Below are 15,919 nucleotides of genomic sequence, written 5' to 3'. Positions count from 1 at the left end.
GTTTTTATTTGTAAGATAATGGGTGATCAATATTTTTATTTGACCAGTGATTCGGTACGTTTAAATACTAAGGTATTACCTTCAGATTCAGCAGCGTTAAATTGATAACCCTCTAAATCAAATTCTTTAAGTTGTGTTTTGTCAGTGAGTTTTTCTTGAATAATAAAACGGCTCATTAATCCGCGCGCCTTTTTAGCGTAAAAGCTAATGACTTTGTATTTCCCATTCTTCTCATCTAGAAAAATAGGTTTAATAATTTCAGCATTGAGTTTTTTCGGGTTAACTGATTTAAAATATTCATCAGAGGCTAAATTAACTAAAACGTTATCACCTTGTGCTTCAATCGCTTTATTTAATGCTTCTGTAATCGTGTTTCCCCAAAATTGGTATAAATCACTACCTTTCTTATTTTTTAGCTTTATTCCCATTTCAAGACGATAAGGTTGCATTAAATCCAGAGGGCGTAATACACCATATAAACCTGAAAGCATGCGTAAATGTTGTTGAGCAAATTGAAAATCATCTTCAGAAAAGAGTTCAGCTTGCATGCCTGTATAAACATCACCTTTAAATGCCAAAATAGCTTGGCGCGCATTTTCAGGTGTGAAATTAGGTTGCCACTCACCAAAACGAGCAGCATTTAATCCTGCGAGTTTATCGCTTATCTTCATTAAGCTTGCAATATCACTTGAAGATAACTTTCGACACTCTTCGATAAGTTGTTGGGAATATTTTAGCAATTCAGGTTGGGTGAAATGCGTTGTTGCTAAAGGCGATTCGAAGTCCAGTGTTTTAGCTGGTGAAATAGTAATTAGCATAATTCCCTCAATTGGCTATTTTAATGTTCATCAAATATAACAAATTCTTTCGATAATAGGCTAAATTATAGTAATAGGAAAAAACAATGGTTTCTCTTATTTGGGGTAAAAATCGACAATTTAAACGATTCAGCCTGTGATCTTTTTCTGTTTTTTTCCGCTTTTGTTTCGCGAAAACGTTTGGCATTCAAATAATTGCTTTGTATGAATCTAAGCGTCTTGTAGTGTGAGCAGTCCATGTTATTATCAATAGATATCCGCAGGTGACTGCAAACAGATTTACCTAGTAGATGAGATAAACAAAATGACCAACAAATTGACTTCTTTGCGTAAACTGACAACAGTTGTTGCTGACACTGGCGACATTGCAGCAATGAAACTGTATCAGCCTCAAGACGCAACTACCAACCCATCTTTAATTTTAAATGCAGCTCAAATTCCTGAATATCGTAAATTAATTGATGAAGCGATTGAATGGGCACGCTCACAAAGCGATTCTCGTGAACAACAAATCGTTGATGCTTGTGACAAGCTGGCAGTAAATATTGGTTTAGAAATTTTAAAACTGATCCCTGGCCGCATTTCAACAGAAGTGGATGCTCGTCTGTCTTATGATACTCAAGCATGTATCGAAAAAGCACGCCACTTAATGAAGCTTTATAACGATGCAGGTATTAGTAACGACCGTATTCTTATCAAATTAGCATCTACTTGGCAGGGTATTCGTGCCGCAGAGCAATTAGAAAAAGAAGGTATCAACTGTAACCTGACTTTACTGTTCTCTTTTGCTCAAGCTCGTGCATGTGCTGAAGCGGGTGTTTACCTGATTTCTCCATTTGTTGGTCGTATCATGGATTGGTATAAAGCCAATACAGATAAAAAAGAATTTGCACCTGCTGAAGATCCAGGTGTTATTTCTGTGACTGAAATCTACAACTATTACAAACAACATGGTTATAACACTGTTGTTATGGGCGCAAGCTTCCGTAATATGGGGGAGATTTTAGAATTAGCCGGTTGTGACCGCTTAACTATCGCACCAGCTCTGTTAAAAGAATTATCAGAAGCTGAAGGTGAAGTTGAACATAAGTTATCTTATAAAGGTGAAGTGAAAGCACGTCCAGAAGCTATCACTGAAGCACAATTCTATTGGGAGCATAATGCAGACCCAATGGCAGTAGATAAATTATCTGACGGTATTCGTAAATTTGCTGTCGATCAGGAAAAATTAGAGAAAATGATTGCGGATTTATTATAATTCGTCGTTAAATTCTTATAAAAATCTTAAATACCCATCTTTTACAGGTGGGTATTTTTATTTTTTTCTTCTCAAAATAACATTTAAGAAAATTTTAAGATTAAATTGATTGGAATATATTATTTATCCAGTAATAATTATAAAAATATATTATTAGAATACTCTATTTATTATTGGTGAATTATGAAAAAGATTGTCTTGGCAACGGTACTTGCATCGTTATTTTTCGGTGGCGCTGCAATGGCAGAGAGCAAAACCGCTTTCTCTTTACCTGCAATTGAAAAAAGTGCTGAAGGTGGAAATTCAGCGTCTCAATATCAATTGGGCGTAAAATATGAGAATGGCGAAGGTGTCGAACAAGATGCGCAAAAAGCGCTGGAATGGTATACCAAAGCTGCAGAGCAAGGTCATGCTGAAGCACAGTTAAACTTAGCACTTATGTATGACATGAGCGATGACATTGATCGCGATGCAGAAAAAGCAGTTTATTGGTATAACAAAGCTGCGCTTCAAGGCGTTTCTTTAGCACAATACAACCTTGCTGTTTCTTATGACGATGGTGATGGTGTAAAGCAAGATCATGAGAAAGCCGTGTATTGGTATACTAAAGCTGGTGAGCAAGGTGATAGTGATGCGCAATACAATCTCGGTATCTCTTATGATGAAGGTATCGGTGTAGCACAAGATCATGAAAAAGCAGTTGTCTGGTATACAAAAGCAGCAGAACAAGGCCACTCTGATGCACAATATAATCTTGCTGTCTCTTATGATGACGGTGAAGGTGTAGAGCGTAACGGTGCTAAAGCTGTTTTCTGGTATACGAAGGCTGCAAACCAAGGTAATCGTGACGCACAAAATAACTTAGGTGTGATGTACGATGAAGGTGATGGTGTGGCTAAAGATGCACGTAAAGCCGTTGAATGGTACAAAAAATCAGCGATTCAAGGTAATGGTCTTGCACAAAACAATCTTGCGTTAAACTATTACTACGGTAAAGGCGTTAAACGTGACCTGAAAGAAGCTTATGCATGGTTTACTGTTGCTGTTGAAAATGGTGATGGTGATGAAGCAATGCTAAAACGTACTGCTCGTGCATTAAATGCAGCACAATTAGCAGAAGCTAAAAGTTTAGCGGCATCTTATATAGCTAAATATATTGATGAATAATATTAATTAATATTATTTAGGATTAAAGAGGGGGAGCTTACGCTCCCTTTTTCTATTTTAGTTAACGATAAATAAAAATAGAGAGTTATCAATTTTTATTATCCGTTCTCAATAATCAAATATTAAACATCATTAATATATTGAGATTATTTTTAATTCTCTTGTGTTCTCATGGTAATATCTGCGCGCAAGTTAGATGGTCATTGATTAATTGAGGTTGATATGAATGAATTACGCATAGGGTTAGTTTCTGTTTCTGATCGCGCATCAAGTGGGGTTTATGAAGATAAAGGCTTACCCGCTTTAGAGGCTTGGCTAAAAACTGCGTTAACAACGCCTTTTCATATCGAATCTCGTTTGATCCCAGATGAACAATTGATGATTGAGCAAACACTTTGTGAACTTGTTGATGAATCAGGTTGCCATTTAGTGCTAACAACGGGAGGAACGGGGCCTGCACGCCGTGATGTTACTCCAGATGCAACATTGGCCATTGCAGATAGAGAAATGCCTGGTTTTGGTGAACAAATGCGCCAAATTAGCCTAAAATTTGTACCCACTGCAATTTTATCCCGACAAGTTGGTGTTATTCGTAACCAAGCATTAATTTTAAACTTACCCGGACAACCCAAAGCGATTGCAGAAACGTTAGAAGGGTTAAAAGATAGCGAAGGCAAAGTGATTGTTAGTGGTATTTTTGCGAGTGTACCTTATTGTATCCAGTTGTTAGATGGCCCTTACGTTGAAACAAATGAAGATATTGTGAAAGCATTTAGACCAAAATCAGCCCGTCGTTCTACCTCTGCATAAATAATTTAAGAGGTTATTTAAACTGTTTGTTTGTATGAATGCTTGGAATTCATACTGTATTCAAGTAGTACAAAAATAACCTCATTCTATTTAATCTCTTTTTTCTTCGTGATTTATTAAAAAACCTTTATTTTCAACTTGTTATACTCGAATTTTAAGTTAAGTCTTAAAATTTGTGTGTTAATTCACCATGATGCTATTGGTGATTGTTTTAATATATTGATAAATAATAACTTTTAATTTATCCGGACTTGGCTGGATCATTTTTTTCGCATTTTTTGCATTTTTTTTAATGATTCCCCTTGATGAATGTATTTATGACCCCATCTTCTTTTCAACTGCAATTACCACTATTGAGTTGCGTTGATTTTATATCCGCTTTGAGATGATGTTGTTAAGTCTATTAATTTTTGACTTGAAAAATGAATATTCATCCTCATATAGATTGGTAGTCAAATTGATAAAGAATTCTCTTTGGAGGCGTTTAAATGGGTAAAATTATTGGTATTGACCTGGGTACAACTAACTCTTGTGTTGCTGTAATGGATGGCAAAACTGCCCGGGTTATTGAAAACAGTGAGGGCGATCGTACTACTCCTTCAATCGTTGCATATGCACAAGATGGTGAAATCTTAGTTGGTCAGCCAGCAAAACGTCAGGCTGTGACTAACCCACAAAATACTTTATTTGCCATCAAACGTTTAATTGGCCGTCGTTTTGAAGATGAAGAAGTTCAACGTGACGTTGCTATCATGCCTTACAAAATTGTTAAGGCTGATAATGGTGATGCTTGGATTGAAGCTCGTAACGATAAAATGGCTCCACCACAAGTATCTGCTGAAGTCCTGAAAAAAATGAAGAAAACAGCAGAAGACTATTTAGGTGAAGCAGTTACTGAGGCAGTGATTACCGTTCCTGCTTACTTTAATGATGCGCAACGTCAAGCAACTAAAGATGCGGGCCGTATCGCAGGTCTTGAAGTTAAACGTATTATTAACGAACCAACAGCGGCTGCTCTGGCTTACGGTTTAGATCGTGAAGTCGGTAACCGTACTATCGCAGTTTATGACTTAGGTGGTGGTACATTCGATATCTCTATCATCGAAATCGATGAAGTAGATGGCGAAAAAACCTATGAAGTTCTGTCAACCAATGGTGATACTCACTTAGGTGGTGAAGATTTCGATAGCCGTTTAATTAACTACTTAGTTGATGAGTTTAAAAAAGAACAAGGCATTGATCTACGTAACGATCCATTAGCAATGCAACGTCTGAAAGAAGCTGCTGAAAAAGCGAAAATTGAATTATCTTCAGCACAACAAACAGATGTTAACTTGCCATACGTTACTGCCGATGCAACAGGTCCTAAACACTTAAATATCAAAGTAACTCGTGCAAAATTAGAATCTTTAGTTGAAGATTTAGTTAAGCGTTCAATGGAACCAGTACGTGTTGCATTAGAAGATGCTGGCCTGAAAGTAAGTGAAGTTAACGACGTTATTCTGGTTGGTGGTCAAACTCGTATGCCAATGGTTCAGAAAACTGTTGCTGATTTCTTTGGTAAAGAACCACGTAAAGACGTTAACCCTGATGAAGCGGTTGCAATGGGTGCTGCGGTTCAAGGCGGTGTATTAGCGGGTGATGTTAAAGACGTTCTGTTACTTGACGTAACTCCACTGTCTTTAGGTATCGAAACAATGGGTGGTGTAATGACTTCCCTGATCGGAAAAAATACCACAATCCCAACTAAACATAGTCAAGTGTTCTCTACCGCAGAAGATAACCAATCTGCTGTAACTATTCACGTATTACAAGGTGAACGTAAACGTGCTAGTGATAACAAATCACTGGGTCAATTTAACTTAGATGGCATTCAGGCTGCGCCACGCGGTATGCCACAAATCGAAGTTACTTTTGATATCGATGCTGATGGTATTTTGCATGTATCAGCTAAAGATAAAAACAGTGGTCGTGAGCAAAACATCACAATTAAAGCTTCTTCTGGTTTAAATGAAGAAGAAATCCAAAAAATGGTACGTGATGCAGAAGCCAATGCAGAATCAGACCGTAAATTTGAAGAATTAGTGCAAACTCGTAACCAAGCAGACCAATTAGTTCACGGTACTCGTAAACAAATTGAAGAAGCTGGTGATAAATTACCGGCGAACGATAAAGAAGCTATCGAAAAAGCGGTAAGTGAGTTAGAAATTGCTTCTAAAGGCGAAGATAAAGACGCTATCGAAGCAAAAATTAAAGCATTAGTTGAAGCTTCTGAGAAACTGTTAGAAATCGCACAACAACAAGCACAAGCAGGTGCCGCAGGTAATGCTGCTGGCGCAGATGCAAGTGCGAAGAAAGATGATGATGTTGTCGATGCAGAATTTGAAGAAGTTGACGGCAAAGACAAGAAATAATGCCCTTAACGGGCCACGGTAACTCACTGTGAATAGTTACTGATACCGAACACGGGCGTCGAGGAAACTCTACGCCCGTGTGCTTATGTCAAGGGTAATCTAGAATGGCAAAAAGAGATTTTTACGAAGTTCTCGGTTTAAGCAAAAATGCCGATGAAAAAGAAATTAAGCGTGCATATAAGCGTTTAGCAATGAAATATCATCCAGACCGTAATCAGGGTGATAAAGAGTCAGAATCAAAATTTAAAGAAATTAAAGAAGCCTACGAAATTTTAAGTGATGCACAAAAGCGTGCAGCTTACGATCAATATGGTCATGCTGCTTTTGAGCAAGGCGGATTTGGCGGCCAAGGTGGTGGCGGTTTCGGTGGTGGCGCTGACTTTGGTGATATTTTCGGTGATGTCTTTGGTGATATTTTTGGTGGTGGTCGCCGTCAACAACGCGCATCACGAGGTTCTGACTTACAATACAACATGGAATTAACGCTTGAAGAAGCGGTTCGTGGTGTGACCAAAGAAATTCGTATACCGACATTAGAAACTTGTGATAAATGCCACGGTAGTGGTGCTAAAGAAGGTACTTCGGCAGAAACATGCTCTACCTGTCATGGGGCGGGTCAGGTTCATTTACGTCAAGGTTTCTTCACTGTACAACAAGCATGTCCAACGTGTCATGGTCGCGGTAAAGTGATTAAAGAGCCTTGCTCTAAATGTCATGGTGATGGTCGTGTTGAGCGTTATAAAACACTGTCTGTTAAAATCCCAGCTGGCGTTGATACGGGTGATCGAATTCGCTTAAGTGGTGAAGGTGAAGCCGGCGAGAATGGTGCACCAGCAGGCGATTTATATGTACAGGTTCATGTTCGTCAACATCATATATTTGAGCGTGATGGTAATAACCTTTATTGTGAAGTTCCGATTAACTTTGCGATTGCTGCTTTGGGGGGCGAAATTGAAGTTCCTACACTGGATGGCCGTGTAAAACTTAAAATCCCAGCAGAAACTCAAACGGGCAAAATGTTCCGTATGAAAGGTAAAGGCGTCAAGTCTGTACGTAGTAGCACTATCGGTGATTTGATGTGCCGTGTTGTTGTTGAAACTCCAGTTAAACTCAATGAGAAACAAAAAGAGTTAATGGAACAACTTGGTGAATCATTCGGTGGTAAAAGTGGTGAGAAAAATACACCGCGCTCTAAAAGCTTCCTAGATGGTGTGAAAAAATTCTTTGATGATTTAACGAAATAATTTTTACTCCTTCTTTCAAAAAGGCCCGATGATAGTATTTATCATCGGGCCTTTTTATTTGAATATGGCGCAAGATTATCCCATCTTGATGGCGACAATACCCGCTAAAATGACTAAACACGCTAATAATTGTTTGCGGTTAAATTGTTCTTTTAGCAAATAAACAGATAAGACCATAGCAAACAATACACTGGTTTCTCTTAATGCCGCTACCAGCACAATAGAAGCATGACTCATCGCCCATATCACTATGCCATAACTGATTAATTGCATGACACCACCTAAAAATGCGGGCTTCCAATAATCTTTTATTTTGGCTTTTAAGTGCTGGCGATAACGGAGCCATGCCAGCAAATACATTACGATACCATTTAAAAAGAAGAGCCATAAAATATAAGCAAAAGGTGTTTCTCCTACTCGGGAGCCATTACCATCAGATAGGGTATAACTTGCGGTAAATAATGCGGTAAGAAGCGCAAAAAAGAGTGCATCTTTACGTAAATTAAACGTCGCTATTTTTCGGCTACGTGAAATAAGGATAATACCCAAAATAATCAATAAAATGCCGAGCAAGCCATTAACAGGAAGGGTTTCATGAAAAAGAAAAAAGCCAAGGACAGCGGTCATTAATGGCGCACTACCGCGAGAAATCGGATAGACCTGATTAAAGTCTGCCAAGGTATAACATCGGCTTAAAGAAAGAGTGTAACCAATATGAAATAGGACAGAAAGAATAAGCCATTTCCATGCTTCTATATCGGGTAGTCCAACCCAAAATAGAGCAGGGATTGTCACAATACCTGAAAAAAAAGTAAGTAATGAGATCCCAAGAAATCGATCACTGCCTACTTTGACTAATGCATTCCAACATGCATGGAAGACAGCGGCAAATAGCACGGCAATAAAAACGGTAATCGACATATTGATAAAGGCCTTTGTACTAAAGCGAAAATTATTTTTATAAAACCATAACACAATGGATAAATAGTGAAATATATAACATTTTCTTTTCTCTCATAATCTAAGGATGCTATAAATGAAAGAGACAAAAATAATATTATTTTTTGATAATTAAAAATTAATATGTTTGGTCTATTTTGTCGATTGGTGTTGTTTATTGAACTAGATGCTTATTTTTATTAATGAGTTAAAAAATTATATATTTTTCAATATATTGCATGTTACCTTTCTAATTATGGTTATATTTTCACATTAAGAAATAATGTTACTTAATTATGACTACCTATCTTGTTTTCCTTAATATTTCTCTATCAACTCGAAAAAAACGATCTGTTATCCATAAATAAACTGTTTTTTACGAATCCATGGTTAGCATATTATTAACAAGATTAGTAATTTTGAGGTTAATATTATGACGGCAATTATTAGACAATTTTTGAGATTAGAGGCATCAGGCGGTATTCTTCTGATTATTGCTGCTATTATCGCATTAATTATGGCGAACACACCTCTAAGTGCTTTGTATAATGAGTTTTTATCTATTCCTATTATGCTCAAGTTTGGTGCATTCGAACTTGATAAGCCATTACTGCTTTGGGTAAATGATGCCTTAATGGCTATTTTCTTTTTGGTGGTCGGATTAGAAGTTAAACGTGAATTAAAAGAAGGTTCTTTAGCTCAACGTGATAGAGCCATTTTCCCTGCAATTGCCGCTGTAGGTGGAATGTTAGCGCCTGCATTGGTTTATCTTATGTTCAATCATACCGATGCTGTAGGGCAACAAGGTTGGGCAATTCCAGCGGCAACAGATATTGCATTTGCATTGGGGGTGATGGCGTTATTAGGTAAACGTGTCCCTGTTGAATTAAAGGTTTTTTTATTGGCCTTAGCAATTATCGATGACTTAGGCGTTATTGTGATTATTGCACTCTTTTATTCAAAGAGTATTGCACTGATGCCATTGGCTTTGGCTGGGTTGATTGTTATTGCTCTGGGCATAATGAACTGGCGTAAAGTTGGTAATACTGCTGCTTACTTAGTTCTTGGGTTTGTTTTGTGGGTGTGTATTTTAAAATCGGGCATTCATGCCACTATTGCGGGTGTTATTGTCGGATTCATTATCCCATTAAGAAATAAAGAGGGTGATTCGCCTTCTGAAGAATTAGAGCATGTGTTACATCCTTGGGTTGCCTATTTAATTTTGCCACTATTTGCATTTAGTAATGCGGGCGTTTCCTTAAATGGCGTGACATTAGATGGCATGTTATCCGCATTACCATTAGGTATCGCATTGGGACTATTTTTGGGTAAGCCGATTGGAATTTTCCTCTTTAGTTGGGTTTCGGTAAAACTAGGCATTGCAAAATTACCAGATGCGATTAATCTTAAGCAAATATTTGCAGTATCTGTGCTCTGTGGTATCGGTTTTACTATGTCTATCTTTATCGCAGGATTAGCATTTGATGGTGCAAGTGAAGCTTATAATACCTACTCTAAGCTGGGTATTTTAGTAGGTTCAACGGTAGCTGCAGTTGTGGGATATTTGTTGCTTCGTTCTGTTTTACCGAAGTCAAAAACGAAGTCAATATAAGGAAATTTATTACGGATTTGAGTTTCTCAACACAATAAATACCGAGCTATATATTTAAATCTACGGTGCAATACAGTGTATTGTGCCGTAGGTGTTTTTATGAGGATTGGATGCAAGGAAAGCCAATCGCAAACTAATGCGTTATTACATAATCTGTGTTTAAGGCACAGAAGTTGAAAGGAAGATAACTATGCGGGTGTCACATCTCAATTTTAACCATCTTTATTATTTTTGGCATGTGTGTAAAGAAGGCTCTGTTGTAGGTGCAGCAGAAGCTCTGTATCTGACACCTCAGACGATTACAGGGCAAATTAAGGCATTAGAAGAAAGATTGGGTGGTAAGTTGTTTAAACGCCAAGGAAGGGGGTTAGTTCCTTCAGAGTTGGGGCAACTTATTTTTCGTTATGCCGATAAAATGTTTATGTTAAGCCAAGAGATGCTGGATATCGTCAACTATAGTCGTGAATCGAACTTGTTGTTTGATGTCGGTGTTGCGGATGCATTATCTAAACAATTAGTCAGTCGCGTATTAGAAACGGCGGTGATTGATCATGAGCAAATTCATCTGCGCTGTTTTGAATCAACGCATGAATTATTATTAGAACAATTAAGCCAGCATAAGCTGGATATGATTTTATCGGATTGCCCTGTGGATTCTTCACAACAAGAAGGCCTGTTTTCTGTAAAACTCGGTGAATGTAATATGAGTTTCTTTTGCAGCCATCCACTTCCTGAAAAACCGTTCCCTGAATGTTTAGAAGAACGGAAGTTACTCATTCCTGGTCGTCGATATATGTTAGGTCGCCATTTGTTAACGTGGATACGTAATAAAAATCTGCAAGTGGAAATTTTGGGAGAGTTTGATGATGCAGCATTAATGAAAGCATTTGGATTAAATTATAATGCCATTTTTGTAGCACCTTCACTGTATACTGATGAAACTTTTGCTCATAGTAATATCGAAGAAATAGGGATGCTTGATACTGTAAAAGAAGAGTATTACGCGATTTTTGCAGAGCGAATGATCCAACATCCAGCAGTTCAGCGCGTTTGTAATACTGATTTTTCAGAGCTTTTTAATGGGAATAAGAAGAGTATTGTAAATCCATAAGTGAGTTATGCTTAAAAAGCAGAAAACAAAAAACCGGCATAAGCCGGTTTTTTATAACACAAGAAAGCAATATTACATTGCTTTGATTTGTGCTTGCAGATTAGCTTTATGACGTGCAGCTTTATTCTTGTGAATTAAGCCTTTAGTTGCCTGACGGTCAACAATTGGTTGCATGTCATTAAATGCTTTTTGTGCTGCTTCTTTATCACCTGAAGCAACTGCTGCGTATACTTTTTTAATGTAAGTACGCATCATAGAACGACGGCTTGCGTTGTGCTGACGACGCTTTTCAGACTGAACCGCACGTTTCTTAGCTGATTTGATATTAGCCAAGTTCCAACTCCCAAATATATTCTAGCGAGGACAAATACAAAGGTGAAGGAATATGCCTTTTCAACCTAAGTTTGTCAATGGATTTATACAAAATTAGCGTCGTTGTACGCGACACTTGTTTCGTTGTGATGGCGCAAGATTTTATCAGTTAAGACGGGTAGAATACAGTCTTTTGAGTGAAAAAATCATCAAAATCGTGTATATGAGTAATAAATAATAGATTCTAATAGGATCTACGGTTGATTTTATGCGATTTTATAACCAAGAAGTGAGTGATAGTCCATTTTTGTTTAATGTGAGTAGTCACATTTAAGAATAATAGTGAATCGACTTGTCGAGATATTACTCATCAATAAACATTGATATATTGGGTTACTCTCAAGCCTTTGACAAGGTATAATCCAATAATTTCCACGGTATTGAGCCAGTTATGGAGCTAATTCGCGGTATACAGAATATTAGAGCGCTACATCATGGTTGCGTTCTGACAATTGGGAATTTTGATGGTGTCCATCGAGGCCATCAGGCATTATTGAAACACTTGAAGCAAGAAGCCTCACAGCGAGGGTTACCCACGGTTGTGATGACATTTGAGCCTCAGCCGCTTGAGTTTTTTTTACCAGAAAAAGCACCAGCACGTCTGACTCGTTTACGAGATAAGATAAAGTATTTGGCTGAATGCGGTATTGACTACCTTTTGTGTGTCAAATTTGATAAACAATTTGCGGCACAAACACCTGAAGAGTTTGTTTCATCCCTACTGGTCGATAAATTAGGGGTGAAATTTCTTGCTATTGGTGATGATTTTCGCTTTGGCAAAAATCGTGAAGGTGATTTCCACTTTTTACAACAAGCAGGTGTTCGATATGGATTTGATGTCGCAAATACAGAAAGTTATTGCGATAAAGGATTACGTATCAGTAGCACCGCAGTACGAGAAGCGTTACTCAATGATGATTTAGTTCTTGCTGAATCACTCCTTGGACACCCTTACAGTGTTTGTGGACGAGTTGTTCATGGTAATGAATTGGGTAGAACTATTGGTTTTCCGACAGCCAATATTCCAATGAAGCGCTTAGTTGCACCCGTTAAAGGCGTTTATGCCGTTGATGTCTATTTGTCAGATAATCAATCACCTTTACCTGGTGTGGCAAATATCGGAAGTCGTCCTACCGTACAAGGAAAGGGCGTACAATTAGAAGTTCATTTAATCGACGTTAATATGGATTTATATGGACGTCGTATTGATGTTGTGTTACGAAAGAAATTACGTAATGAACAGCGATTTGCATCATTGGATGCATTGAAGCAGCAAATCGCAGATGATGTGGCTACTGCTAGGGATTTTTTATCGCAGCGGTCGGAGTCATAAACTAGCGGAAAATTGGAACTGAGAATCGAATGAGTGACTATAAAAATACCCTGAACTTACCAGAAACAGGGTTCCCTATGCGCGGGGATTTAGCAAAGCGCGAGCCAGAGATGTTATCACGTTGGTACAAAGAAGGTTTGTATCAAGCTATTCGTCAGGCTAAAAGTGGTAAAAAAACATTTATTTTGCATGATGGCCCTCCATACGCCAACGGCAATATTCATATTGGTCACTCAGTAAACAAAATTCTCAAAGATATTATTATTAAATCCAAAGGGCTGTCAGGCTTTGACTCTCCGTACATTCCAGGATGGGATTGTCACGGATTACCTATCGAACTAAAAGTTGAACAAATCGTAGGTAAACCAGGAGAGAAAATATCGGCAGCACAATTCCGCGAGGAATGTCGTAAATACGCTTACGAGCAAATCGAAGCACAGAAAAAAGATTTTATTCGTTTAGGTGTTCTAGGAGATTGGGAAAAACCTTATCTTACAATGGACTATAAAACAGAAGCGAATACTATCCGTGCATTAGCGCGTATTATCGCAAATGGTCACCTGTTAAAAGGGGCTAAGCCTGTTCACTGGTGTACTGCGTGTGGTTCATCACTGGCCGAAGCTGAAGTTGAATACTACGATAAAACATCCCCTTCTATCGATGTGCGTTTCACTGCCGTAGATTCAAAAGCTGTTGCTGCTAAATTTGGTTCAGCAACAGATAAACCAATTTCTTTGGTTATCTGGACAACAACGCCTTGGACATTACCTGCTAACCGTGCGATCGCCTTAAATGCAGAATTTAATTATGCCTTAGTCTCATTTAATGATGAGTGTGTGATTTTAGCGGCAGATCTTGTTGAGTACGTGATGCAACGTATTGGCGTAACTGGCTGGACTGTTTTAGGTGAATGTAAAGGTACAGATCTAGAGTTGCTGCGCTTTAATCATCCATTTATGGGTTTTGATGTTCCTGCTATTTTAGGTGATCACGTTACTTTAGATGCGGGTACAGGTGCGGTACATACTGCACCAGGCCATGGTCCTGATGACTTTGTGGTCGGCCAAAAATACGGTTTAGAAGTTGCAAACCCAGTTGGGCCAAATGGCTGTTATTTACCTGGCACTTATCCAACATTAGATGGCGTTTTTGTTTTTAAAGCGAATGATGTCATCGTTGAATTGCTGAAAGAAAAAGGCGCTCTGTTACATCACGAAGCGTTGCAGCACAGTTATCCTTGCTGTTGGAGACATAAAACCCCCGTTATTTTCCGCGCAACACCACAATGGTTTATTGGCATGGATAAAAACGGATTACGTCAACAATCATTAAAAGAGATCAAAGGTGTTAAATGGATACCTGATTGGGGTCAAGCACGAATTGAGTCAATGGTTGAAAACCGCCCTGACTGGTGTATTTCTCGTCAACGCACTTGGGGTACTCCAATGTCTCTGTTTGTTCATAAAGAGACACAAGAGCCACATCCTCGCACTTTAGAGTTGATGGAAGAAGTTGCAAAACGTGTTGAAGTTAGCGGCATCCAAGCATGGTGGGATTTAGATATTCGTGAAGTATTGGGTGATGAAGCTGACGATTACATGAAAACGCCTGATACACTGGACGTATGGTTTGATTCAGGATCAACACACTCAACAGTCGTTGATGCTCGCCCAGAATACCATGGCAATTCAGCTGATATGTATTTAGAAGGCTCTGACCAACATCGTGGTTGGTTTATGTCTTCGTTGATGATCTCAACGGCAATCAAAGGTAAAGCACCTTACCGTCAAGTATTAACACATGGTTTTACCGTAGATGGACAAGGCCGTAAAATGTCTAAATCTATCGGTAACACAGTAAGTCCACAAGATGTGATGGATAAACTGGGTGCTGATATCTTACGTTTATGGGTTGCTTCAACCGATTATACAGGTGAAATCGCTGTATCTGATGAGATCTTAAAACGTTCTGCGGACACTTATCGTCGTATTCGTAATACAGCGCGCTTCTTCTTAGCAAACTTGAACGGTTTTGATCCTGCAAAACATCAAGTTAAGCCAGAAGAGATGGTGACACTTGATCGCTGGGCTGTAGGCCGTGCGAAAGCAGCACAAGCGGATATCCTAAAACACTATGAAAACTACGATTTCCATAATGTTATTCAGCGCTTAATGCAGTTCTGTTCAGTGGAAATGGGTTCTTTCTACCTAGATATCATCAAGGACAGACAATATACCGCGAAAAGTGATAGCGTTGCTCGCCGTAGTTGCCAAACAGCATTATTCCACATCAGTGAAGCATTAGTTCGTTGGATGGCGCCAGTTATGTCATTCACTGCTGATGAGATTTGGAATGAACTGCCAGGTGAGCGAGCAAAATATGTCTTAACTGAAGAGTGGTATACCGATTTATTTGGTTTAGATGCATCAGAAACCTTAAATGATGATTACTGGGCTGAATTACTGGCTGTTCGTGGTGAAGTCAATAAGGTGTTGGAGCAAGCACGTACAGATAAACAATTACGTGGCTCTTTAGAAGCATCAGTCACACTGTATGCAGATAACGCTTTAGCCGATAAATTAAATGCATTAGGTAATGAACTGCGTTTTGTTTTATTAACATCTCAAGCGACAGTTGCAGATATTAATGAAGCACCAGAAACAGCATTAGCCTCTGATATGGCGGGTTTAAAAATCGCCTTTAATAAAGCAGATGGCGAAAAATGTCCTCGTTGCTGGCATTATGCGACAGATATCGGTCAAGTAGCGGAACACGCTGAATTATGCGGACGCTGTGTTACTAACGTAGCCGGTAACGGTGAAGAACGTAAGTTTGCTTAAT

General features: G+C 38.6%; 12 protein-coding genes. 9 read left to right on the top strand and 3 right to left on the bottom strand.

Features of this window, described 5'->3' with window-relative positions; translation table 11 throughout:
* Positions 1-35 precede the first annotated feature (35 nt).
* Positions 36-818 carry a peroxide stress protein YaaA gene (gene yaaA / locus DK866_RS05640; protein WP_109408066.1) on the bottom strand — a complete coding sequence of 261 codons (783 nt, stop codon included), beginning with the start codon at positions 816-818 and terminating at the stop codon, positions 36-38.
* Positions 819-1,122: 304 nt separating this feature from the next.
* Between yaaA and tal the strand changes: the two genes are divergently transcribed.
* The 5 genes from tal (at position 1,123) to dnaJ (ending at position 7,711) form a co-directional block, all read left to right on the top strand.
* Positions 1,123-2,076 (top strand): transaldolase, encoded by a 954-nt coding sequence (gene tal, locus DK866_RS05635; protein ID WP_109371855.1) that lies wholly within the window; start codon positions 1,123-1,125, stop codon positions 2,074-2,076.
* 183 nt (positions 2,077-2,259) lie between these two features.
* Positions 2,260-3,243 (top strand): SEL1-like repeat protein, encoded by a 984-nt coding sequence (locus DK866_RS05630; protein ID WP_109408065.1) that lies wholly within the window; start codon positions 2,260-2,262, stop codon positions 3,241-3,243.
* 222 nt (positions 3,244-3,465) lie between these two features.
* The gene (gene mog, locus DK866_RS05625) at positions 3,466-4,053 is read left to right on the top strand and encodes a molybdopterin adenylyltransferase (RefSeq protein ID WP_109408064.1); all 588 of its coding nucleotides are present in this window, start codon (positions 3,466-3,468) and stop codon (positions 4,051-4,053) included.
* A 488-nt stretch (positions 4,054-4,541) separates the two neighbouring features.
* Positions 4,542-6,467 (top strand): molecular chaperone DnaK, encoded by a 1,926-nt coding sequence (gene dnaK / locus DK866_RS05620; protein WP_109408063.1) that lies wholly within the window; start codon positions 4,542-4,544, stop codon positions 6,465-6,467.
* Between the two features lie 104 nt (positions 6,468-6,571).
* On the top strand, positions 6,572-7,711 hold the full coding sequence (dnaJ, locus tag DK866_RS05615; RefSeq protein WP_109408062.1) for a molecular chaperone DnaJ: 1,140 nt from the start codon (positions 6,572-6,574) through the stop codon (positions 7,709-7,711).
* Positions 7,712-7,786: 75 nt separating this feature from the next.
* Here the strand turns inward: dnaJ and DK866_RS05610 are convergent, their stop codons facing one another.
* A complete protein-coding gene (locus DK866_RS05610) occupies positions 7,787-8,632 on the bottom strand; it encodes a DMT family transporter (RefSeq protein ID WP_109408061.1) in 846 nt (281 codons plus the stop codon).
* A gap of 451 nt (positions 8,633-9,083) precedes the next feature.
* On the opposite strand from DK866_RS05610, the gene nhaA reads away from it, so the two are divergent.
* Complete coding sequence (nhaA, locus tag DK866_RS05605) at positions 9,084-10,262, top strand: Na+/H+ antiporter NhaA (protein ID WP_109408060.1); 1,179 nt, start codon at positions 9,084-9,086, stop codon at positions 10,260-10,262.
* Positions 10,263-10,452: 190 nt separating this feature from the next.
* The gene (nhaR, locus tag DK866_RS05600) at positions 10,453-11,373 is read left to right on the top strand and encodes a transcriptional activator NhaR (RefSeq protein ID WP_109408059.1); all 921 of its coding nucleotides are present in this window, start codon (positions 10,453-10,455) and stop codon (positions 11,371-11,373) included.
* A 72-nt stretch (positions 11,374-11,445) separates the two neighbouring features.
* Here the strand turns inward: nhaR and rpsT are convergent, their stop codons facing one another.
* A complete protein-coding gene (rpsT, locus tag DK866_RS05595; RefSeq protein ID WP_004248964.1) occupies positions 11,446-11,706 on the bottom strand; it encodes a 30S ribosomal protein S20 in 261 nt (86 codons plus the stop codon).
* 430 nt (positions 11,707-12,136) lie between these two features.
* On the opposite strand from rpsT, the gene ribF reads away from it, so the two are divergent.
* Together ribF and ileS are read left to right on the top strand one after the other, a co-directional pair.
* The gene (gene ribF / locus DK866_RS05585) at positions 12,137-13,078 is read left to right on the top strand and encodes a bifunctional riboflavin kinase/FAD synthetase (RefSeq protein ID WP_109408058.1); all 942 of its coding nucleotides are present in this window, start codon (positions 12,137-12,139) and stop codon (positions 13,076-13,078) included.
* A 29-nt stretch (positions 13,079-13,107) separates the two neighbouring features.
* On the top strand, positions 13,108-15,918 hold the full coding sequence (gene ileS / locus DK866_RS05580) for an isoleucine--tRNA ligase (protein ID WP_109408057.1): 2,811 nt from the start codon (positions 13,108-13,110) through the stop codon (positions 15,916-15,918).
* Position 15,919 lies beyond the last annotated feature (1 nt).

The organism is Proteus genomosp. 4 str. ATCC 51469 (genome assembly GCF_003144375.1).
GTDB lineage: Bacteria > Pseudomonadota > Gammaproteobacteria > Enterobacterales > Enterobacteriaceae > Proteus.
Note: the sequence above shows the minus strand (reverse complement) of the source record. Positions and strands in the feature narration are given on the sequence as shown.